Origin of the sequence: Thalassobacillus hwangdonensis, assembly GCF_042675915.1 — a bacterium.
Classification (GTDB): domain Bacteria; phylum Bacillota; class Bacilli; order Bacillales; family Halobacillaceae; genus Thalassobacillus_A; species Thalassobacillus_A hwangdonensis.
Map to the genome: position 1 here is coordinate 916407 of NZ_JBHTKL010000005.1, position 21441 is coordinate 937847.

At 42.7% G+C, this 21441-nt stretch carries 25 protein-coding genes; 24 read left to right on the top strand and 1 reads right to left on the bottom strand.

What is annotated here, in order from left to right; all coding sequences use genetic code 11:
* The first annotated feature begins 90 nt into the window (after positions 1–90).
* From ACFQ2J_RS13965 to ACFQ2J_RS14075, 23 genes are all read left to right on the top strand, one after another.
* On the top strand, positions 91–1230 hold the full coding sequence (locus ACFQ2J_RS13965; protein WP_386061623.1) for a sensor histidine kinase: 1140 nt from the start codon (positions 91–93) through the stop codon (positions 1228–1230).
* Between the two features lie 163 nt (positions 1231–1393).
* A complete protein-coding gene (locus ACFQ2J_RS13970) occupies positions 1394–2074 on the top strand; it encodes a response regulator (protein ID WP_386061625.1) in 681 nt (226 codons plus the stop codon).
* A 204-nt stretch (positions 2075–2278) separates the two neighbouring features.
* Positions 2279–3121, top strand: coding sequence for a DegV family protein (locus tag ACFQ2J_RS13975; RefSeq protein ID WP_386061628.1), 843 nt, complete (start codon positions 2279–2281; stop codon positions 3119–3121).
* Between the two features lie 51 nt (positions 3122–3172).
* Entirely contained in the window at positions 3173–4627 is a 1455-nt protein-coding gene (locus ACFQ2J_RS13980; RefSeq protein ID WP_386061630.1) for a DEAD/DEAH box helicase, read from the top strand.
* A complete protein-coding gene (locus ACFQ2J_RS13985) occupies positions 4627–5307 on the top strand; it encodes a ComF family protein (protein WP_386061633.1) in 681 nt (226 codons plus the stop codon). Before ACFQ2J_RS13980 ends, ACFQ2J_RS13985 begins: the two co-directional genes overlap by 1 nt.
* A gap of 161 nt (positions 5308–5468) precedes the next feature.
* Positions 5469–5882 carry a TIGR03826 family flagellar region protein gene (locus ACFQ2J_RS13990; protein ID WP_386061636.1) on the top strand — a complete coding sequence of 138 codons (414 nt, stop codon included), beginning with the start codon at positions 5469–5471 and terminating at the stop codon, positions 5880–5882.
* Positions 5883–5961: 79 nt separating this feature from the next.
* Entirely contained in the window at positions 5962–6225 is a 264-nt protein-coding gene (flgM, locus tag ACFQ2J_RS13995) for a flagellar biosynthesis anti-sigma factor FlgM (protein ID WP_386061638.1), read from the top strand.
* A gap of 16 nt (positions 6226–6241) precedes the next feature.
* Positions 6242–6736, top strand: coding sequence for a flagellar protein FlgN (locus ACFQ2J_RS14000; RefSeq protein ID WP_386061641.1), 495 nt, complete (start codon positions 6242–6244; stop codon positions 6734–6736).
* A 15-nt stretch (positions 6737–6751) separates the two neighbouring features.
* Entirely contained in the window at positions 6752–8350 is a 1599-nt protein-coding gene (gene flgK, locus ACFQ2J_RS14005; RefSeq protein WP_386061644.1) for a flagellar hook-associated protein FlgK, read from the top strand.
* Between the two features lie 10 nt (positions 8351–8360).
* Positions 8361–9239: a flagellar hook-associated protein FlgL gene (flgL, locus tag ACFQ2J_RS14010; protein ID WP_386061647.1), complete on the top strand. Its 879-nt coding sequence runs from the start codon at positions 8361–8363 to the stop codon at positions 9237–9239.
* Between the two features lie 58 nt (positions 9240–9297).
* The gene (locus ACFQ2J_RS14015; RefSeq protein ID WP_386061650.1) at positions 9298–9885 is read left to right on the top strand and encodes a DUF6470 family protein; all 588 of its coding nucleotides are present in this window, start codon (positions 9298–9300) and stop codon (positions 9883–9885) included.
* Positions 9886–9898: 13 nt separating this feature from the next.
* Entirely contained in the window at positions 9899–10363 is a 465-nt protein-coding gene (gene fliW / locus ACFQ2J_RS14020; protein ID WP_386061653.1) for a flagellar assembly protein FliW, read from the top strand.
* On the top strand, positions 10335–10577 hold the full coding sequence (gene csrA, locus ACFQ2J_RS14025) for a carbon storage regulator CsrA (RefSeq protein WP_386061656.1): 243 nt from the start codon (positions 10335–10337) through the stop codon (positions 10575–10577). Before fliW ends, csrA begins: the two co-directional genes overlap by 29 nt.
* 125 nt (positions 10578–10702) lie before the next feature.
* Complete coding sequence (gene hag, locus ACFQ2J_RS14030) at positions 10703–11566, top strand: flagellin Hag (protein WP_386061680.1); 864 nt, start codon at positions 10703–10705, stop codon at positions 11564–11566.
* A gap of 57 nt (positions 11567–11623) precedes the next feature.
* Positions 11624–12667 carry a flagellin N-terminal helical domain-containing protein gene (locus ACFQ2J_RS14035; protein WP_386061683.1) on the top strand — a complete coding sequence of 348 codons (1044 nt, stop codon included), beginning with the start codon at positions 11624–11626 and terminating at the stop codon, positions 12665–12667.
* Positions 12668–12954: 287 nt separating this feature from the next.
* Positions 12955–15018 carry a flagellar filament capping protein FliD gene (gene fliD, locus ACFQ2J_RS14040; protein ID WP_386062513.1) on the top strand — a complete coding sequence of 688 codons (2064 nt, stop codon included), beginning with the start codon at positions 12955–12957 and terminating at the stop codon, positions 15016–15018.
* Between the two features lie 111 nt (positions 15019–15129).
* On the top strand, positions 15130–15471 hold the full coding sequence (flaG, locus tag ACFQ2J_RS14045; RefSeq protein ID WP_386061686.1) for a flagellar protein FlaG: 342 nt from the start codon (positions 15130–15132) through the stop codon (positions 15469–15471).
* 21 nt (positions 15472–15492) lie between these two features.
* Positions 15493–15882 (top strand): flagellar export chaperone FliS, encoded by a 390-nt coding sequence (gene fliS, locus ACFQ2J_RS14050; RefSeq protein WP_386061689.1) that lies wholly within the window; start codon positions 15493–15495, stop codon positions 15880–15882.
* On the top strand, positions 15882–16238 hold the full coding sequence (locus ACFQ2J_RS14055; protein ID WP_386061691.1) for a flagellar protein FliT: 357 nt from the start codon (positions 15882–15884) through the stop codon (positions 16236–16238). Before fliS ends, ACFQ2J_RS14055 begins: the two co-directional genes overlap by 1 nt.
* 8 nt (positions 16239–16246) lie before the next feature.
* The gene (locus tag ACFQ2J_RS14060; protein ID WP_386061694.1) at positions 16247–16627 is read left to right on the top strand and encodes a hypothetical protein; all 381 of its coding nucleotides are present in this window, start codon (positions 16247–16249) and stop codon (positions 16625–16627) included.
* A 100-nt stretch (positions 16628–16727) separates the two neighbouring features.
* Positions 16728–17003 (top strand): DUF4190 domain-containing protein, encoded by a 276-nt coding sequence (locus ACFQ2J_RS14065; protein WP_386061697.1) that lies wholly within the window; start codon positions 16728–16730, stop codon positions 17001–17003.
* Positions 17004–17224: 221 nt separating this feature from the next.
* A complete protein-coding gene (gene hpf / locus ACFQ2J_RS14070; protein ID WP_386061700.1) occupies positions 17225–17779 on the top strand; it encodes a ribosome hibernation-promoting factor, HPF/YfiA family in 555 nt (184 codons plus the stop codon).
* Between the two features lie 290 nt (positions 17780–18069).
* Complete coding sequence (locus ACFQ2J_RS14075) at positions 18070–18270, top strand: hypothetical protein (protein ID WP_386061703.1); 201 nt, start codon at positions 18070–18072, stop codon at positions 18268–18270.
* A gap of 16 nt (positions 18271–18286) precedes the next feature.
* Here the strand turns inward: ACFQ2J_RS14075 and ACFQ2J_RS14080 are convergent, their stop codons facing one another.
* The gene (locus ACFQ2J_RS14080; protein WP_386061705.1) at positions 18287–18493 is read right to left on the bottom strand and encodes a hypothetical protein; all 207 of its coding nucleotides are present in this window, start codon (positions 18491–18493) and stop codon (positions 18287–18289) included.
* Positions 18494–18901: 408 nt separating this feature from the next.
* Between ACFQ2J_RS14080 and secA the strand changes: the two genes are divergently transcribed.
* The gene (secA, locus tag ACFQ2J_RS14085; RefSeq protein WP_386061709.1) at positions 18902–21415 is read left to right on the top strand and encodes a preprotein translocase subunit SecA; all 2514 of its coding nucleotides are present in this window, start codon (positions 18902–18904) and stop codon (positions 21413–21415) included.
* Positions 21416–21441 lie beyond the last annotated feature (26 nt).

Here is a 21441-nt window from a genome sequence, read left to right on the forward strand (position 1 = left end):
GGAATAAATGTATTTTTTCTTACGAAGACCCCCACAAAACGACATAGGAAAATCGAATGAGTATGTGAAAATTGATGGAGGAGAGTTAGGATGAGTGAATTGAAAACTGGGGAAAAAGCACTTGATCATATCATCAAAGAGATGGTCGATACCGTATCCAACAGTAAAGATGAAATTTTTCATATCGGCGAAGATTCACGCAATGAATTTGAAAAACTTCATAACGAACTGCTGGAAACGAAACAGCAGGTCATTTCCCTGATTGATGAAGGGGACAAGTTGGAACAGCAGGTCCGATTTTCCCGGAGAAGACTCTCTGAAGTCAGTAAACACTTCAAGAAATATTCCGAAGAGGAAATCCGCGAAGTGTATGAACAAACCCATGAACTGCAAATGAAACTCTCTGTAAAAAGAGAAAAAGAAAAGCAGCTAAGAGAACGACGGGATGATCTCGAGCGCCGGTTGACGAACCTCGAGAAGACGGTTGAACGCGCAGAAGGGCTCGTTGGAAAAATCTCCGTCGTATTGAATTACCTGAATGACGACTTCCGTCAAGTTACCGAAGCTCTTGAAGACGCTAAGGAAAAGCAGGAGTTCGGCTTGCAGATCATCGAGGCGCAGGAAGAGGAACGCCGGAAGCTGTCACGTGAAATCCATGACGGTCCTGCACAGATGCTTGCAAATGTGATGATTCGTTCCGACTTGATCGACCGCACGTTCCGTGAACGTGGTGTTCAGGAAGCGTTGCAGGAAATCAAGGATGTGAAGATGATGGTTCGCAGCGCCTTATATGAAGTGCGCCGCATCATTTATGATTTGCGTCCGATGGCACTGGATGACCTTGGTCTGATCCCGACACTGAAAAAATATTTAGCTACCGTCAAGGAGTACGACGGAATCGATATTACATTCACACCACTTGGCCGTGAGCGCCGACTTGAAAATAAATTCGAGGTCGCGCTGTTCCGTCTTGTCCAGGAAGCAGTGCAGAACGCGGTGAAACATGCGGAAGCGACTGAAATCCAGGTGAAAGCAGAACTTAAACATGATGCTGCCATCCTGATCATTAAGGATAACGGGAAAGGTTTCGATACATCTGTGAAAAAAGACAAGTCATTTGGCCTCGTCGGCATGCGTGAACGCGTTGACATGCTTGAGGGAGAGCTGACCATCGACTCCAAGCTTGGAAAAGGGACTCTGGTCATGATACAGATGCCGCTGAACCGGTAATTTCAGGTAACACTACCTAAACTTATGGAAATGTTTTATAATGAAATGTAACTCTAGGGAAATCGGCTAGTATACATTTGACCAACAAGTGGTTTCCCTTTAACCGATTAGGGGAAAACGTAGTACTAAAAAATATAGAGAACCGGATATGGGAGGAATTACCATGACCACGAAGATTGTTTTGATTGATGACCATAAATTATTCCGCGAAGGCGTAAAACGAATTCTTGATTTCGAATCCTCATTTGAGGTAGTTGCTGAAGGCGATGACGGGGACACGGCCATCGACCTGATCGAGCAGCACGATCCTGATATCGTATTGATGGATATCAACATGCCGAACATGAACGGTGTGGAAGCGACTGCTGAAATCATCAAGCGCTACCCAGACCTGAAAGTCATCATCCTGTCCATCCACGATGATGAAAACTATGTGACACACGCGCTGAAGACTGGCGCCCAGGGGTACCTGTTGAAAGAGATGGATTCCGATGCATTGATCGATGCGATCAAGGTGGTCAGCGATGGAGGTTCCTACCTTCACCCGAAAGTCACTCACAACCTAGTGGCAGAATACCGCCGCCTGGCTGAATCGAGTGAAAGTGGACAAACTCTTAAAGCGATCGAATACCGCAAGCCACTGCACTTGTTGACTCGTCGTGAGTGTGAAGTGCTGCAATTGTTGGCTGATGGGAAAAGTAACCGTGGTGTTGCTGAATCACTTTATATCAGTGAAAAGACGGTCAAGAACCATGTGAGTAACATTCTTCAAAAGATGAGTGTGAACGATCGTACGCAGGCAGTTGTTACGGCAATCAAGAATGGTTGGGTTGAAGTACTTTAATAGAAATGTTTGCTCTGGGCTTATGCTCAGAGCTCTTTTTATTTTACACATGTCCGTCGCCAGATAAGTAGTAGGAGGGCAGGAGAATCCTTGAACTTCCGATGATGGAAGAGAAGTTTGTGGTGATTTACAGTTGGAATTCATGTAAAATAGGGACATACAGACAGAGAAAAAGGAAATCAATACGAGGGAGAATGATAACTTATGAAAACGGCGGTGTTGACGGATAGTACGGCCTATATACCTGAAGACGTCCGATCGAGCAAGCATATACATATGGTGCCGCTTAATGTCATCTTCGGCAATGAAGCATATAAAGAAGAAGTGGACATTGAAGCGGATGAATTTTATGAAATGGTCAGAAATGCAGATCAATTACCGAAAACATCTCAGCCTTCGGTCGGTCTGGTAGCCGAGAAGCTCGAAGAACTGTCAAAGGATTATGATGCGGTGGTCGCGATCCATCTTTCAAGTGGAATCAGCGGCACGTTCAATGGTACACAGGCGGCTTCGGAGATGGTCCAGGGAATTGATGTCCATGCCTTTGATTCTGAAATCAGCTGTTATATCCAAGGGTTTTATGTTCTGGAAGCGGCTGAGATGGCGGATAACGGTGCTACACCAGAACAAATCCTTGCTCGATTGGAAGAAATGAAACAATCAATCAATGCCTACTTTATGGTGGATGACCTCAGTCACCTTCAACGTGGAGGGCGTTTGAGCGGAGCGCAGGCATTTGTCGGTAGTCTGCTGCAAGTGAAACCTCTGCTTCACTTTGTTGATAAAAAGATTGTACCTTATGAAAAAATCCGCACACGTAAAAAAGCAGTCAAGCGCTTAGTTCAGCTTTTTGATAAAGAAAAAGTGGCAGGCGAAAACTATGCCTGTTCTGTAATCCATGCAAATCGACCTGAAGATGCAAAAGAGCTTAAAGCAGAATTGGAAGCGAAGTACGATGATGTTGAAGTGATCATCAGCTATTTCGGTCCGGTAATCGGTACTCACTTAGGCGAAGGTTCACTCGGCCTAGGCTGGTATAAAAAGTAAACTAGAGGAGGGTTACACCCTCCTTTTCTAGTAAAGGAGCTGATCTATAAGTTGAAACTCTTACAACATTTTTTCTCTTCTGAACCCATTCCGCCTTTCGACCACACCTTCCAATCTCCAATTATTTCCCCGGAAATATCTTCAGAATTCGATCCCAAACTCCAGCAATATCTTTCAGGAAAACTACTTCTCCGACATGAAATCCCTCTTATTGATGACCAATTAAACACCTATATCTCAAAGCGCCTCATCCAAACAATAGATGCGGTGAGCGTCAGGGGATCGAAAGCGATTTGTCTTCGGTGTGGAAATGAAAAGAAGCACCTTTTTGGAGTGATGCCCCATGCCTCATGTAACAAGGACTGTCTGTATTGCAGGAAATGTATCATGATGGGCAGGGTGAATGCATGCACTAAACTCTATTATTGGGCAGGCCCTGCACCCTCAACTGAATACCCTGATCCATGTACCTGGGAAGGTGAATTGACACCTTTTCAAAACAAAGCAGCACAACAGCTCGTGGAAGTTATTCAGAAGCCAGGTGAGCGGCTGTTGGTATGGGCGGTATGTGGAGCCGGGAAGACTGAGATGTTATTTCCTGCTTTGACAAAAGCTTTTGAATCAGGAAAGCGGGTTTGTCTAGCAACACCTCGAGCGGATGTTGTGCAGGAACTGCTGCCGCGTTTTCAAGCCAGTTTTCCGAGCGTTTCAGTTCAGGCGCTATATGGAGATAGTCCTGATAAGACAGGAGATACTTCATTTATCCTTGCCACCACACACCAATTGCTGCGCTATTCCCAAGCGTTTGATGTAATGATCGTCGATGAGGTCGATGCTTTTCCCTATCATGCTGATAATTCGCTCCCGTACGCAACCAATCGCGCAACCAAGACTAACGGAGTTCAGGTTTATCTAACCGCAACCCCTCGTCCAAAACAACTGCAGGAAATCCATTCTAAAAAACTTCCAACTGTCTTTGTTCCGCAGCGATTTCATGGTCATCCCCTTCCTGTTCCTAAGCTTCAATCTAGTTTCTCCTTAACTAAAAACCTTAATAATAACAAACTCTCGCCCGAGTTTTATCGATGGTTGGATACTCGGAAAAAACCGAACAGACAATTACTTGTATTTGTCCCGACCATTGAAAATGCATCAAAAATCGAAAAGATTCTTCAACAGAAATTCAATTCCGTAACCTCCGTACATGCAGCAGATTCTAATAGATCAAAAAAAGTCCAAGCGTTTCGTATGAAGGAATGGTTGGTTCTTGTGACGACTACAATCCTTGAACGCGGAGTAACTTTTCCATCTGTTGACGTGGCTATATTGGATAGCGGGCACACGGTATTCGATCAGGCAGCACTTGTTCAGATTGCTGGGAGGGCTGGAAGAAGTCCTGATGATCCGGATGGGGACGTTGTCTTTTTCCATCAAGGGGTAACGAATGCGATGGTGGACGCCGTGGAATCTATCAAACGAATGAACCGGTTAGCGAGTAAACTGTAATGCATTGTGTCATCTGTCATGAGCTGATAATGCCGGAAGTGACCTGGTCAAATTTGTTTATCCCTTCAGAAGAAGAATTTCTGTGTGTCACTTGTAAAGACCAGTTGCCTATTATAGAAGAACCGATTTGTCAGAAGTGTCACCGACATATGGATAAAGACGATATATGCACGGATTGCAATAGGTGGGAGAACGATTCGAAATGGAATGGGATCTTAGAGAGGAACGTCTCTATCTACAGTTACACTCCGTGGATGCAAGAGTTGATCGCTAAATGGAAGTATCGTGGTGATTATATGTTGGTACATGCTTTCGAAGAGATGTGGAAAGCAAGAACAATGGCACACTTCTCTCAGCAGGAATGCATTTATGTACCAATCCCCCTAAGTGAAGAAAGACTTCAGGAAAGAGGATTTAACCAGGCAGAGGCACTGGCAAGGTTTCTACCTTCCCCTCCCCGAAATCTATTATCACGTGCACACAGTGAAAAGCAGTCGAAAAAGAAACGTCAGGAACGGATAACCTCAGCTAACCCATTCTCTCTAAATGAGAAAGTGTCGAAACCTGTCGTTTTAGTAGACGACATATACACCACCGGAATCACCCTGAGACACGCAGCAAAACTCCTAAAAGAAAACGGCTGTCCTAAGGTCTATTCGTTGTCTCTAATAAGAAGTTAATTGGTAGGTTCTTTGATTATTAATTAGATAGGGGGGTGGGTTCCCATCTACCCCAAACCAACCTAAAGCAAGCTACCTGTCGAATAAATAATAAGAAAGCCTTTTTATTTTCAAAACCATGCCGATATAATGGAAAGAGAGAGTACAGGGAGGAACGAGACGTGGGAGAATTAGCGAACTGCCCTCAATGTGGGGCACTTTTTGTGAGTGGACCTCAAGCTGTCTGCAGGGACTGCTTCAAAAAAGAAGAAGAAGCCTTCGAAATCGTTTATACATTCATCAGAAAAAGAGAGAATCGATCGGCTACGATTCCTGAAGTAGTGGAAGCGACTGGTGTGAAAGAAGACTTGATTATAAAGTTCATCAAGAGCAAGCGGATTAGATCAACACATTTTCTAAATATGAATTACGGTTGTGAAAAATGTGGGGGGCCAATTACTGAGGGAAACTTGTGTGATAAATGTACCTCACATTTTCGAAAAGAGCTGGATAGAGTGAACGAACTCGCTTCTAAGCAGAAAGAACGAGAAGAACAGCAAACGAATACGTATTATTCAGTTAATAAAGGAAAATAGTAGCATTCAACATTTCATTGAAATGTCCGATATAAAGGTCAGAAGAAGTTTCGGAAGTTTGTAAAGCGAGGTGTAACGGATGAAAATCAATGGACCGAATCAACCCAATTTCAACCCGTATCAGAAGCAGTTGAATAATCAGACGGAGTTGAAAAAGGGAGCGGGAAACCAGGATCGTATCGAGATTTCCAGTCAGGCGAAGCAGATGCAGGAAGGTGCGAAGGTGGATCCTGCACGACAGAACTATGTGAACCAAATCAAGCAGTCTGTCGATAACGGAGAATACAAGGTAGACGCACAAGCAACAGCTAAGAAAATGATCGACTTCTGGTCGAAGCAGTAACAAGGAGGACGTCAACGTGTGCCTTTCAACAATCATCAACCAAATGGAACACCTCCATCAATTGCATCAGAGTTTGCTGAACCATTCCATCGAAAAAACAGCGGCTTTGAAAAAGAACGATATCACTGCCCTCCAATCATTGATGGCAAAAGAACGAAAGCATATCCAGGCGATCGATAAGATTGAAAAACAGCGTATGGAAACGGTGAAGGTGTTTTTCGCGGAACATAACATTAACGATGAAGAACCTACAGTATCTAAAATGCTGGAGGTACTGGATGACAGTGAAGAAAAGAATCAGCTGCAGTTTCTGTTTGAACAGATGATTTACGTGTTATCCGATCTCAGACAACAGGAACAATTGAATGCAGAGTTGACGCAACAGTCGATGCAGTTCGTCCAGCTATCGATGGACATGCTTCAGCCGCAGATGAAAAATTTAAACTATACGAATACCAATGCATCGACCCCTTCTGCAGAGAAGCGGTCTGTGTTTGATTCGAAGGCGTAAGAAAGGGGTCTATTCATGGTTTCAACATTTCATGGTTTGGAAGTAGCGAAGCGCGGTCTGTATGCACAGCAATCCGCCCTTTACACGACTGGACACAACATTTCCAATGCGAATACAGAAGGATATACAAGGCAGCGTGTCAATTTTGAACAGACTGGCCCATTTCCACCAGCTTCACGTAACCGTCCAGAAATCCCTGGACAGGTCGGCAGTGGTGTCATGGCTGGTGCAATTGAACGTGTACGGGAGAAATTCCTGGATGCTCAATACCGTGGAGAACAGAATAAAGTCGGGTATTGGGAGACAATGGCGGATAGTATTGGAAAAATGGAAGAAATCATGAATGAGCCGAGTGAACATGGTTTATCCAATACAATGGACAGCTTCTGGCAGTCGCTTCAGGACCTTGCATCAAATCCGGATGAAGGTGCGCGATCTGTAGTTGTCGAACGAGGCATCGCTGTAGCAGAAACATTCAATTACCTATCCACTTCCCTGAAAGGTGTTCAGTCAGACCTTCAGCATGAATTGGATGTCACCGTAACAGACGTAAACTCTACACTCAATCAAATCGATGAACTTAACAAAAAAATCGCAGCAATCGAACCACATGGTTATTTGCCTAATGATCTGTATGATGCACGTGACCGCCTAGTAGATAAACTGTCCGGAATGATGGATATCGAAGTGCAGTATGATGGCAAAGAGCAGGCCGATCAAATGGGACAGGCTAGCATTGTCATGATCAATGGTGGTGAGCGCCATACGCTGATTGACCCGAGTGAGCAAAATGTCGAAGACCGAGTGAAACAGATACATATCGATTACCCGACAGTTGATGGTCAAAAAGTGATGGGAACGATGACTGTCGGTGGAGAAGTCAATGATGATGGAACACTAGTTGCAGGTACCGGTACAACTGTATCGGATTTTCAATCACAAGGTAAGCTGTTGGCATTGAAAGAAACGTTGGGGTACACAGATGGATCCGGCAACCTTAAAGGGGAATACCCTAAAATGCTAGGTAATCTTGATAAAATGGCGTACGCTTTTGCGAAAGAATTCAATGACGTGCATCGAAGCGGAGCGAGCCTAAAAGATATCGAAGCCGGGTCAATAACACCGATTTCCTTTTTCGTTTCTGGGGCGGATGATCTTACCTCAGAAGGAATGGATTATACTGGGCTGGCAGGATCACTTGAAGTAAATCAATTGATTCAGGAAGATAGCAATTATATTGCAGCGGCTGAAGTTGACCCGGACACAGGAGAAGCTTTTTCCGGTAATGGTGAAAATGCGTTAAACCTGGCAAATGTAAAAGACGCGACCTTGAGCGATTTAGGCAACAATGCCACTGTAAAAACCTATTACGAAGGTGTAATCGGAAAAATGGCGGTGGCCTCCCAGGAAGCGCAGCGTATGAATCACAACTCATTGACTCTACGTCAATCTGTCGATGAACGCAGGCAGTCAGTAAGTGCCGTATCGCTTGATGAAGAAATGACCAATATGATCAAATTTCAGCATGCATACAATGCATCGGCCCGAAATATCACAGCAGTCGATGAAATGATTGACCGTATCATCAACCAAATGGGATTAGTAGGAAGGTAGGTGACTGAACATGCGAGTAACACAAGGAATGCTTAGTAACAACATGCTACGTAATTTAAGCAACAGCTATGAGCGGATGGGGAAGTACCAGGAACAGTTATCAACTGGTAAGAAAATCAGTCGTCCTTCCGATGATCCAGTGGTAGCTATGAAGGGCATGAACTATCGCACGCAGCTTACAGAAGTGAAACAGTTCCAGAGAAACCTTGGGGAAATGTACAACTGGATGGATAACTCTGATAGTGCATTGGATAAAGCGACCCAGGCAATGCAACGCATCCGTGAATTGACTGTTCAGGCGAGTAACGGAACATATGAGGATGGACAGCGTAAAAATATTGCTGAAGAAGTTGGTCAGCTGAAAGAACACTTAGAGGATATTGCAAATACAAAGGTAAATGGTAAGTATATCTTCAACGGAAGTGACACACAAAACAAGCCAGTTGATTTAGGTACCACACCTAAGCAATTCAGTGAAAATAACCTACCGGTAGAGATTGAAATTTCTAAAGGTGTGAAGCTGAAAGCGAATATTGATCCGCGGGAAGTCTTTTCGGAAGGGCTCTTTACCGATCTGGAAAAACTGGAGACTGCACTTGATAGTGGCAGGGATGAGGAAATTGGCGACTTCCTAGGAAACCTGGATCAGCGAATTGATGATATTGTAAATGAACGAGCTGATCTGGGAGCACGGATGAATCGAGTGGAACTGGTCGAAGATCGTCTGGCAAACCAAGAATATAATGCGACGAAAATGTTGTCTGATAATGAAGATGCAGATATAGATAAATTGATCACAGACTTGAAGACCCAGGAAAGTGTACATCGTGCAGCACTGGGAGTAGGTGCGCGTATTATACAACCTAGTCTTATGGATTTTCTAAGATAAGCTATCTGTCTATCAGATGGCTTTTCTTTTAGTGAAAAAGTTGATAGGGGGTCAGCGTATGAATTTTCCACAAATAAGAATCCAATCTCAGTCGGCACGGATTGGAATGGATAGTAAAGATGCAGAGTTAACTATGCAGCAACCAAATGCGCAAGTTAGTATTCAACAACCAAAAGCTGACCTTTCTATTAAACAGAAAAAAGGAAAGCTTTCGATTGACCAGACAAATGCCTGGAACAACATTGGATTAAAAAGCAGTTTTGTACGTACAAGGGAAACAGCTGATCATGCAAGGCAAGCGCTTCTTGAAGGCATTGCTAGGATATCGCAAGAAGGGGACGAACTGATGCGAATTGAAAATGACGGAAATCCTATTGCAGCACAGGCGGAAAGAAATGCAAGGTATGAATTTTTCGTCCAGCATGGAGGCATGCCAACTTATGACCTCGTTAATCTTTCCTATGAAGTTGGGGGAGCGGAAATAGACGTAAGACCAAATAAGCCGGTAATTGACGTTATTCCTCAAAAACCTCAAATTAATTACACAAAAGGTGATGTTTCTATTTACATAGAGCAGTATCCTGAGTTGAACATTGATTTTGATGGATTGAAATATGTAGGCTACCGTTTTGAAACAGAAATATAATGGAGGGTATTCAATGAAGATCAACACGAAATATTTTGGTGAAACAAGTATTGACTCAAATCAAGTGATTCACTTTGTACAAGGACTGCCTGCATTTGAAAATGAAAAGGAATTTGTTGTTCTCCCGTTAAATGAAGAAAATATCTACCACGTGCTTCAATCTATACATAATGAACAAGTCGCTTTAATTGTTACCAATCCCTACTTATTCTTTAGTAACTATGAATTTACTCTTAACGTCAATACAAGGGAAGCGATTGAAATTCAATCCTCTTCTGACGTGATGGTGCTCGCTGTACTTACAATACATGACCCTTTTGAAAAAACTACAGCAAATCTTCAAGCGCCAATCATTGTGAATTACAAGAAGGGTACAGGAAAACAGGTAATACTGAATGATTCGTCCTATAAAACAAAACACCTCCTTATAGAAAAGGAGGAAGAGAAACATGCTCGTATTAAATCGGAAGCCAAATGAATCGATTAAAATCGCTGATGATATCGAAGTGAAAGTGATTTCTGTTGATGGAGATCAAGTTAAAATTGGAATCAGTGCGCCAAGGCATATTGAAATCCATCGCCAGGAAATTTATATCAAAATACAAGAAGAAAATAAACAAGCAGCTCATACTCCGGATAATTGGATGGATTTGTTGAAAAAAAGTACTGAAAAAAGTACTGAAAAAGATTAAACAATTTCAGGTCAAGCCGATATAAGTAGTAGATCAAATGAAACTAAAGGCGGCCGACTTTAGCCATTTGTGACTGTGTTTCACAAGGATGTGAAACAAACATATATTCAAGGAGGAAATTAATAATGAGAATTAATCACAACATTGCTGCTTTAAATACTTACCGTCAACTAGGAGCTGCAAACAATGCTCAATCAAATTCTATGGAAAAGCTATCGTCAGGGCTTCGTATTAATCGTGCTGGAGATGACGCAGCAGGTCTTGCAATTTCTGAAAAAATGCGGGGGCAAATCCGTGGTTTAGATCAAGCACAAAGTAATGCACAAGATGGCATTTCATTAATTCAAACTGCGGAAGGTGCATTGAATGAAACACATTCTATCCTTCAGCGGATGCGAGAATTATCAGTACAATCTTCTAACGATACTAACACTGCTGATGATCGTAAGGAACTTCAGAAAGAAGTCAATGAGTTAATTGATGAAATAGACCGAATTGGCAACCAAACTCAATTTAATACTAAAAATTTATTAGATGGTCAAGGTGATGCCACGAATATGAAGTTTCATGTTGGTGCAAATGCTACTCAGTCAATTTCACTAACAATAAATGACATGAGAAGTACAGCAATAGGAACAAATTCAGGTACTCAGGTTAATGCATTAAAAGATGCAACTTTAACAGGATCTGGTGGAATACAGACTCAGAGTGATGCAGATTCAGCTATCACAGTAGTGGATGATGCAATAAAGCAAGTATCTGCTGAGCGCTCGAAACTAGGAGCATACCAAAATCGTCTAGAACACACTATTAATAACCTTGGTACTTCATCAGAGAATTTAACTGCTGCTGAATCCCGTATTCGTGATGTTGACATGGCTAAAGAAATGATGAATCAAACAAAGAACTCAATTCTTGGCCAAGCAGCTCAAGCTATGCTTGCTCAAGCTAATCAACAACCTCAAGGGGTGCTTCAACTTCTAAGGTAACTTTATAAGGAATACAAGGATGTATCCTAATATAATCAAGGAGGATTAAGTTTAAAAATGAGAATTAATCATAATATTGCAGCTTTAAACACTTATAGACAGTTGGGTGCTGCAAATAATGCCCAGTCAAAGTCAATGGAAAAGTTATCATCAGGATTACGTATTAACAGAGCTGGTGATGATGCTGCAGGTCTGGCAATCTCTGAAAAAATGCGTGGCCAAATTCGTGGTTTGGATCAAGCATCTAGAAATGCTCAAGATGGGATTTCTTTAATTCAAACAGCCGAAGGGGCATTAAATGAATCTCATTCTATACTACAGCGTATGCGAGAACTAGCGGTTCAATCTTCTAACGATACTAATACTGATTCAGATCGAACAGAACTTCAAAAAGAAGTTAATCAACTTTCTAAAGAATTGTCACGAATTGGTAATAATACTGAATTTAACACGCAGAACTTATTAGACGGTTCATTTTCAGGTAAATTCCAAATTGGATCTAATAATGGACAAAACTTAAGTTTAGCCATTGATGATATGAGAGGGAATACACTTGGAATGGCATCACAAGACCTTGTAGGAACCATTGGTGGCGCTTCTACCACTGCTACTGATGCAACTCATAAATTAGAAGCAGGAGATTACTCAGTTGTAAGTAACGCTGGCACTCTAGAAATTCAAGACGCTAACGGAAATGTAGTTGCAACTGATGCGGGTAGTGGTGATTTTCAAGATGCTGGTGGTACTACATTAATTAACAATGCAACCTTAGCTGCGGCAGATTCTTTTTCAATTGCAGGTCTTGATATTTCAAGTCAAGGAACTGCAGATAGTGCTATTAGTGCAATTGATAGCGCAATTACTACCGTATCGGCGGAACGCTCAAAATTGGGGGCTTACCAAAACCGATTAGAGCACACGATTAACAACCTAGGTACATCTTCAGAAAATTTGACTGCTGCAGAATCGCGTATCCGTGATGTAGATATGGCAAAAGAAATGATGAATCAGACAAAAAATTCAATACTTTCACAAGCAGCTCAGGCAATGCTTGCTCAAGCTAATCAACAACCACAAGGTGTTTTACAACTTCTTCGTTAATTATTTTTGAAGGGGCTCTAGTTTTCTAGGGTCTCTTTTTTAGGCTCTACAATATATGTTGGGTAATGAGAATTTTTTTCATAGTGTAATGGATTACACTATAAGAAAGTATCAAATCCTGTCAACTTCTCATACACTTAATTCAAAAGATTTCTAACGTGTTTATCAGGTTTTAATGGTATATTTAGCATTTTGGAGTAGAAAAGACCTATTTCTATTAAATGCATTAAATGTACACATTCTTAACCGATACATAGAGTAAGACTTTAAATTGGACGGTGAAAGCTATGAACAATATGCGCATAGGTGGTTTAGCGAGTGGAATTGACACAGACTCCATCGTCAAAGATCTAATGAAAGTGGAACGTATGCCTTTAGATAAACTTACTAAGGAAAAGCAATCACTCGAATGGAAGCGTGATGCATACCGCGAGATGAACACCTTGCTTTTTGAATTAAGAAATCTTTCTATTGATATGACTCTTTCGAAAAATTATAAAAGTAAAAGTGTTACTTCTTCCAATGAACAAAATGTAAGTGCTACTGCTACTCCAGCTTCTGGAGACAATTCCTACACGATTTCCAAAGTAGATCAGCTTGCCACAGCTGCTACTAAAATAAGTAACGGTTCCATATCTAATACCAATAAAATTGATCCATCCTTAGGGTTGATGCATGCAGAAAACAACTTTGCTACACCTATTACTTGGAATTATGGTGTAATGGAATCGGAAACGATCAAAGTGACTGAAGAAAGAAATGATATAGCCTTAACCCATACTTACGGTAATTTTACCAATTCGCAGAATATGAATGTATTAGTCGACGGAAAAAACTATACAGTCAATACTACTGCCACTTCTGAAGCGGATTTAGCTGAAGGCGAGGTATGGTTGAACACTTCCACAGGTGTACTTACCTTTAAAGATCCGCTTTCAAAAAACAACAATGTAGAAGTTGATTATTACCTGGATCAAAAGATTGCTGACTTCACTGGTAACGGCACACAAAAAGTTTTCAGCCTTGGTAAGCGCGGGATTGAGGAAAGTACGTTTAATGGTGGAACTACTATTACCGTAGGTACTACCCCGTACACTATAACTACCGAGCCGGATGTTTTCGAAAGTCAAGCAGCTGATGCAAACATAGTGCTCCTCGATGAAACAGCAGGGAATCTGGTTTTTAAGGACGCTATTGCTGATGGGGAAAGTTTTTCTGTATCCTTCCAGCAGAAGTATGGAACGTTCGGACTGGAAACCTATGATGAAGAAGGAAATGCTTCAAAGCTGAATTTTGCTTTTGATGGTTCTAAATCATTAAATAATGTGATCAATGACATCAACAATTCAGATATTGGTGTAAATGCATTCTACGATTCTTTTTCTGATAAATTAACACTGACTCGGGATCAAACTGGTAACTTGAATGACTCTGGTGATGAAATCATTACATCAGGCACTTTTTTGAATAATGTCCTGGGTTTTGCTGGAGTTACTGAAGATGGTGGTCAAAACGCATCTTTCACTATAAACGGTTTGAGCACTGAACGTTTCTCTAACACCTTTGAGATTAATGATGTAACTTTCACTTTGAAAAACACATTTGATTCTACTGTAGCTGGATCTGGGCATGCTCCCGCTACAATCGGCGTCAGTACCGATAGCGAGAAAGTGTTTGAGAATATCAAAGGTTTCATTGAAAAGTACAATGAGACAATAGGTAAAATCAATGAAAAACTGAATGAAGAATATTATCGTGATTATAAGCCTCTGACAGATGAAGAACGAGAAGCGATGACTGAGAAACAGGCAGAGCTTTGGGACGAAAAAGCTCAGAGTGGGCTGTTAAAGAGAGACCCTCTTCTCTCAGGGGGATTAAGTCAGTTACGGACTGATTTCTACTCCCCAATCTCAAATATTTCTACTCAGTTCAGCCAGCTTGCTCAAATTGGAATTACTACTTCTTCTAATTACCGGGAAGGCGGTAAATTAGAAATTAATGAGGCTGATTTGAAAAAGGCAATCCAGGATGACCCAGAAGCAGTGAAGGAATTGTTTACTGCAAATGGAGATACTTATCAGGAGAAAGGCATTCTTCGTCGTATGCAGGACTCCTTGAAGGGTACAATGGATCGTATCTATGAACGTGCAGGTAGAACGACATACACGAATGAACAGTTTACGATGGGAAGAAATCTAAAGGATATGAACGACCAAATTGATCGTTTCCAGGATAGGTTAGTTCAAATCGAAGATCGTTACTGGCGTCAGTTCACCGAGATGGAGAAAGCGATCCAACGGATGAACTCCCAATCGTCACAGTTGATGAACTACTTCGGTGGAGGCATGTAAAACTCTCAAAGCTCAAATCTCACAGGTTTGGGCTTTTTCTATTAGAAAATACTTCAATTTTGATGCTTTTGTCCGATATAAAAGGTAAATTGAATAAGGAGTTGCGTGGTTGTGAATGTGACTAATGTGTCTGATTCTCAATCCTTACAACGAGTGAACCAAACAGAACCAATCATCCACGAGAAGGTAGAGAACGAATCTAAGAAAACTGAAGAAAAAGAACCCTTGACGAAGGAAAAAGCAGAAGAGGTTGTCGAAGGCCTGAACGATTTTATTGACGGAACGGATACATCCTTGCAGTTCGTCTTTCATGATAAACTGGAAGAGTACTATGTGACCGTCGTCGATTCTGTTACAAATGAAGTCGTCAAGGAAATTCCGCCGAAGAAACTGTTGGATATCTATGCTGCTATGGCTGAAAAGCTTGGCTTCATTGTCGATCATAAAATTTAGCAGGATAAGGAGTGTTGCTGCATGTCCATTACCGCTTACCAGAATAATTCCGTTGAGACCGCATCACCAGGGGAACTGACGTTGATGCTCTACAACGGTTGCCTAAAGTTCATCACCCAGGCAAAAAAGGCGATGGAAACAGGTAATTTTGAACAAAAAAATACAAGCATTCAAAAAGCACAGAACATCATTCGTGAGCTGATGGTGACGATGGATCCGGACGCACCGATCACGAATGAAATTATGCCGCTCTATGATTATATTAACCGTCGTCTGATGGATGCGAACTTGAAAAACGAACAGGAGATCTTGGACGAAGCTTATAGTCTTGTAGCTGATTTCCGTGATACTTGGAAGGAAGTCATCAAACAGACTCGCATTCAGCAATATGGCCAAGGTGGGAATGCGTAGTGAGTGAGGTGACAGCTTACTACAAACTGACGATGGAGCTGAAAGAGCTGCTACAGCAAAAGGTGACCAACAGCAATCGGGAAGAAGTGCTACAGGAAGCGAACCGAATTCTTGATCAACGGGAGCTGAAGATGCAGAAACTTCCGGAGGCTTTGGAAACAGAAGAAGAGAAGCAGCAGATCAAAGCGGTTCTAAAACTGGATCCTGCTCTTCAAAAGCGTTTCCAGATCATTTTCACAGACCTGAAGACGGAAATGCGCAATACGAAGAAACAGCGAAATTCCAATCAGAAATACACAAATCCTTACCAGAACGTATCCAACTATGACGGGATGTTCCTGGATAAGAAAAAGTAGGTGATTCTTTGTCAGTCATAAGTGTTACGCAAAGTGAAATGCTAGTCGAATACAATCAGATGTTGAATGTGCTAAGTGAAGGTTTTGACTACTTGGAGAACAACCTTGAAGACGAAGCTCCACCACAGGTGCAGCAGGTTTTTGTCGACACACTGAACGCGTTCGACCAGTTGAGCAAAATACATAACCAGATGGAACAGCTGCTTGAAGAGGACGGACTTGAACCGCTCCTTGCCGACTTCAGCGACATCATCCGCTCATTGGCGAAATGGTTCGACCAGCCAACCAATGATGAAAAACGCGACTTGTTGATCAAGGAAGTGTCCCCATCATTCAAAAGCTGGAAGCAGCGGATGCAAGCATTGATCCATCCATACGTAGCCCACTGATTATAAACAGCCTGAATCCTGAACGGAATCAGGCTGTTTTTATGTGAAGCGAATATAGCTTAGCGGATGTCCATATTTATTAGAAAGGAGGTATGAATCAATGGAAACGAAACATGAACAGCAAACTGCACCAGAACAAGTGAACGGACTGGCAATTGCATCAATGGTATTAGGAATTGTAGGTCTTGTGTTGGTCATCATCCCGATTATTCCTTATATATTGGCCATTCTTGCGGTCGTTTTTGGATTTATTTCAATGAATCGTTCTGTTAAAAAAGGTTTCTCCATTACCGGAGTGGTGACAGGCTTCATCACACTCGGATTGAAAATTCTGTTCTGGGTATTAGTGTTTGGCTTTGCAAATTCAGGCTATTAAGTACATATAATTATTCGACTTTTCACCCTCATGTTCACACAATGTCCATCGTATAATTGTGTCAAAACGGGTAAAGTAAAAGTAGACCCTGTTAAACATTTCTACACCACCCAACAAATTCCGACACAAATTATTCAAATAATTCCGAAAGTTTATGCAGGAATGGAGCAGGGTATGATAGAATAATAATCACATAAGGATGAAAGGAGGACACTTCTATTATGAAATACAACATTCGTGGTGAAAATCTAGAAGTGACCGAAGCAATCAAGGACTATGTCGAGAAGAAAGTTGGCAAACTTGAAAGATACTTCGATGAGCCAGTCACTTCCGAGGTTCATGTTAATTTAAGTGTCTATAATGATGAGCAGGAAATCGAGGTCACCATTCCAATGAAGAACCTTTTGCTCCGAGCTGAGGAGCAACACACAGACCTGTATGCTGCCATCGACCTTGTGGTTGATAAATTGGAGCGACAAATCCGTAAGCACAAGACGAAAGTCAACCGTAAATTCCGTCAGGACGGAGCTCCGAAATATGTATTTGCAGAACTTGAAAAAGAAGCGAACAATCTGCCGGTGGAAGAGGATGACTCTGATCTCGAGATTGTGAAACAAAAACGCTTCGATCTGAAACCGATGGACTCTGAAGAAGCTATCCTCCAAATGGATATGCTGGGTCACAATTTCTACGTTTATACGAATTCTGAAACAAATGAAACGAATGTGGTCTACCGTCGTCGTGATGGACGCTACGGTTTAATCGAACCACAGTAAAATTAAATGAAACGAAGGCGATCCTGAAACAGGGGTCGCCTTTTTAAATGCGCTGAAAAGGAAGCGAGGTCTGGTATCGCATAATTTGTCGAAAGCATTTAGAAAAAGTAGGTGTTTTTCGATATTGGATGTCGAATGATGTAGAAAGTGAACCTGAATCCGTCAATAACCGCGTTTTATCTCCTCAAATCACCTCCATTCTTCAATTCCTGCAATTGGTTCACCCGACAATGTCCATGGTATAACTTTAGTTGTAGTCATCAACCACAGGCGAAAGGAGACGTATGATCATGACTTGTAAACAATCCTATCAAGACCTGCAACATAGGCTGAAGCAACAGGAACAGACGATTGCTCAGCTGGTTGAAATCGTTGCTGCTACAAACAAGCGTGTCTTTGAACTGGATCGCAGGCAATCTGGAGTGGAACACCTCCTCCTCACTCAAGAAGCCAAGGTTGCGTACCGTTCATCACCCCTGGCACGCTTGTAACTCTCACTTCCAAACGCTAAACCCTAAGCGTACCACGCAAGCCTCCCCGCAATACACTCCCATACGTCTCCAGATCAGAAGCAGCCCATCCCCAGGACTGCTTCTTTTCTTTATAAATAGTTAAACGGTACTTGATGTAGATAAAAAAATGGTCAGTGAATTCACTCGCTTTCCGCGGACGAACGGTCAAGCCTCCTTGCTTCGCTGCGGGGTCTCGACTCATTCGTTTTTCCGCTGGAGTCTCGCAAATTCCCATTTTCACCTAATGAGAGAACCGCTTAACATCCTAAATTAAGTAAGCTAGTATCAAAGTATCCTTTTTCTAAAGCTTTATATAAGTGTTGTTCCATTCCACTAACAATCATAAAGGGTCTGGGAAACTCCGAGACTCCTGCGGGAATAGATGGATGGCAAGACCCCACAGAGCGATAGCTCGAGGAGGCTTGCCTTCATCCCCGCGGAAAGCGAGTAGTTTCCCCGAGCCGTTATCCAAAACCCAGAATGGAACAAGCCATCCCGTAAGCTTTTCCCATATTGGCAGGATGTTTGTGGAAGTGTTATTATAGTTTAGGACGAAACTATTATTATAAGAAGATTTAAGCATATAGATTTTTTATGAGGAGCGGTTATCATGCTTGAGGCCTTAAAAAAGATTTTCGGTGATGGCAACCAACGCCACGTCAACCGGATGCAGAAAATTGCTGACGATATCGAAGCAATGGAGCCTGACATGGAAAAGCTGTCAGACGACGAACTTCGAAACAAGACAGAAGAATTCAAACAACGTTATCAGAATGGCGAATCGCTGGAAGATTTGCAGGTAGAGGCATACGCAGTAGTTCGTGAAGCGGCGAAGCGTGCACTTGGCATGCGTCCATTCAATGTCCAGCTGCTTGGTGCGATCGCACTTCATGACGGAAATATCGCTGAGATGAAAACCGGTGAAGGTAAAACGCTAGCTTCCACGATGCCGGCTTACTTGAACGCAATCTCTGGTAACGGCGTCCATATCATCACGGTCAACGACTACTTGGCGACGCGTGATGCGCGTGAAATGGGTGAGCTTTATAGCTTCCTTGGTCTTACTGTCGGTCTTAACCTGAACGGCATGTCCAAGGACGAGAAACGTGAAGCATATGCTGCAGATATTACGTACGGTACGAACAACGAATTCGGGTTCGACTATCTGCGTGACAATATGGTCCTTTACAAAGAGCAGATGGTTCAGCGTAGCCTGCCATTTGCAATTATTGATGAGGTCGACTCTGCATTGATCGATGAGGCGCGTACGCCGTTGATCATTTCAGGGTCTGCATCGAAATCCGCTGATATGTACCAGCGGGCAAATGCGTTCGTTCGATTGCTCGATAATGAAGAGCACTTCACTTATGATGTGAAAACAAAGGGTGTACAGCTTACAGAAGAAGGGATCAACCGGGCAGAAGAATTTTTCAAAATTGATAACCTGTTCGACCTTTCCAACGTTTCGCTTACTCACCACATCAACCAGGCGCTGAAAGCACACGCTGCGATGCACAAAGATACGGATTATGTGGTCGAAGAGGGTGAAGTGGTCATCGTTGACCAATTCACCGGTCGTCTGATGAAAGGTCGTCGCTACAGTGACGGTCTGCACCAGGCTATCGAAGCGAAGGAAGGCCTGGAAATCCAGAACGAAAGCATGACGCTTGCGTCGATCACATTCCAGAACTTTTTCCGTATGTATGACAAGCTTGCCGGTATGACTGGTACAGCGAAGACGGAAGAAGAGGAATTCATCAACATCTACAATATGCGCGTTATCGCAATTCCGACGAACAAGCCGGTCATCCGTGATGACAGAGCGGATCTCGTCTACAAATCGATGGATGGGAAGTTCCGTGCGGTTGTTGAAGATATCAAGGAAAAATATGACCGCGGCCAGCCGGTACTTGTCGGTACGGTTGCCGTTGAAACTTCCGAGCTGATTTCAAGGTATTTGACGAAAGCCGGAATCAAGCACAACGTTTTGAACGCGAAAAACCACTTCCGTGAAGCAGAAATCATTGAAAACGCCGGTCAACAAGGTGCAATTACAATTGCGACAAACATGGCCGGTCGTGGTACGGACATCAAGCTTGGTGAAGGCGTCAAAGATCTTGGCGGTCTTGCGGTCATCGGAACCGAGCGTCACGAATCCCGCCGTATTGATAATCAGCTGCGTGGTCGTTCCGGACGTCAGGGAGACCCTGGTGTATCCCAGTTCTATCTTTCCATGGAAGATGAATTGATGCGCCGCTTCGGCTCCGATAACATGCGTGCAATGATGGACCGCTTCGGAATGGACGACAGCCAGCCAATCGAAAGTAAAATGGTTTCCCGTGCTGTAGAATCTGCTCAGAAGCGTGTCGAGGGTAATAACTTCGACTCTCGTAAAACGATCCTTTCCTATGATGATGTACTTCGTCAGCAGCGTGAAATCATCTACAAACAGCGTTTTGAAGTACTTGATTCCGAAAACCTGCGCAATATAATTGAGGAAATGATTCAAACAACGGTGACTCGCACGGTAGAGGCGCACACTTCCGAGGAGCTTGATGAAAACTGGGAGCTTGATAAGATTGTAGATTACCTTCGAGCTAACCTGCTGGAAGAAGGCGATGTGACTACATCGGATCTACAAGGTAAAGACCCAGAAGAAATGATTAATCTGATCATTGATAAAATCAAGCAGCGCTACAATGAGAAGGAAGAAGAGCTTACAGCAGAGCAGATGCGTGAGTTCGAAAAAGTCATCCTGCTTCGTACAGTTGACCAGAAGTGGATGGATCATATCGACCAGATGGATCAGCTGCGTCAGGGAATCCACTTGAGAGCTTACGGACAAAACGATCCGCTTCGTGAATATCAGATGGAAGGCTTCGCGATGTTCGAAGAAATGATTGCAAACATCGAAGAAGAAGTTGCCCGATATGTCATGAAAGCACAGATTCGCAGTAACCTGGAGCGTCAGGAAGTCGCCAAAGGTGCTACAGCTGTTTCCGGCGGTCAGGATCAGTCTGCTAAGAAGAAACGTCAGCCATTCGTCAAGAAAGACAGTGTCGGACGCAACGACCCTTGCCCATGCGGTAGCGGTAAAAAATATAAAAATTGTCATGGTAAGTGATAGAGGAGGACACTCTCTCAATCTGG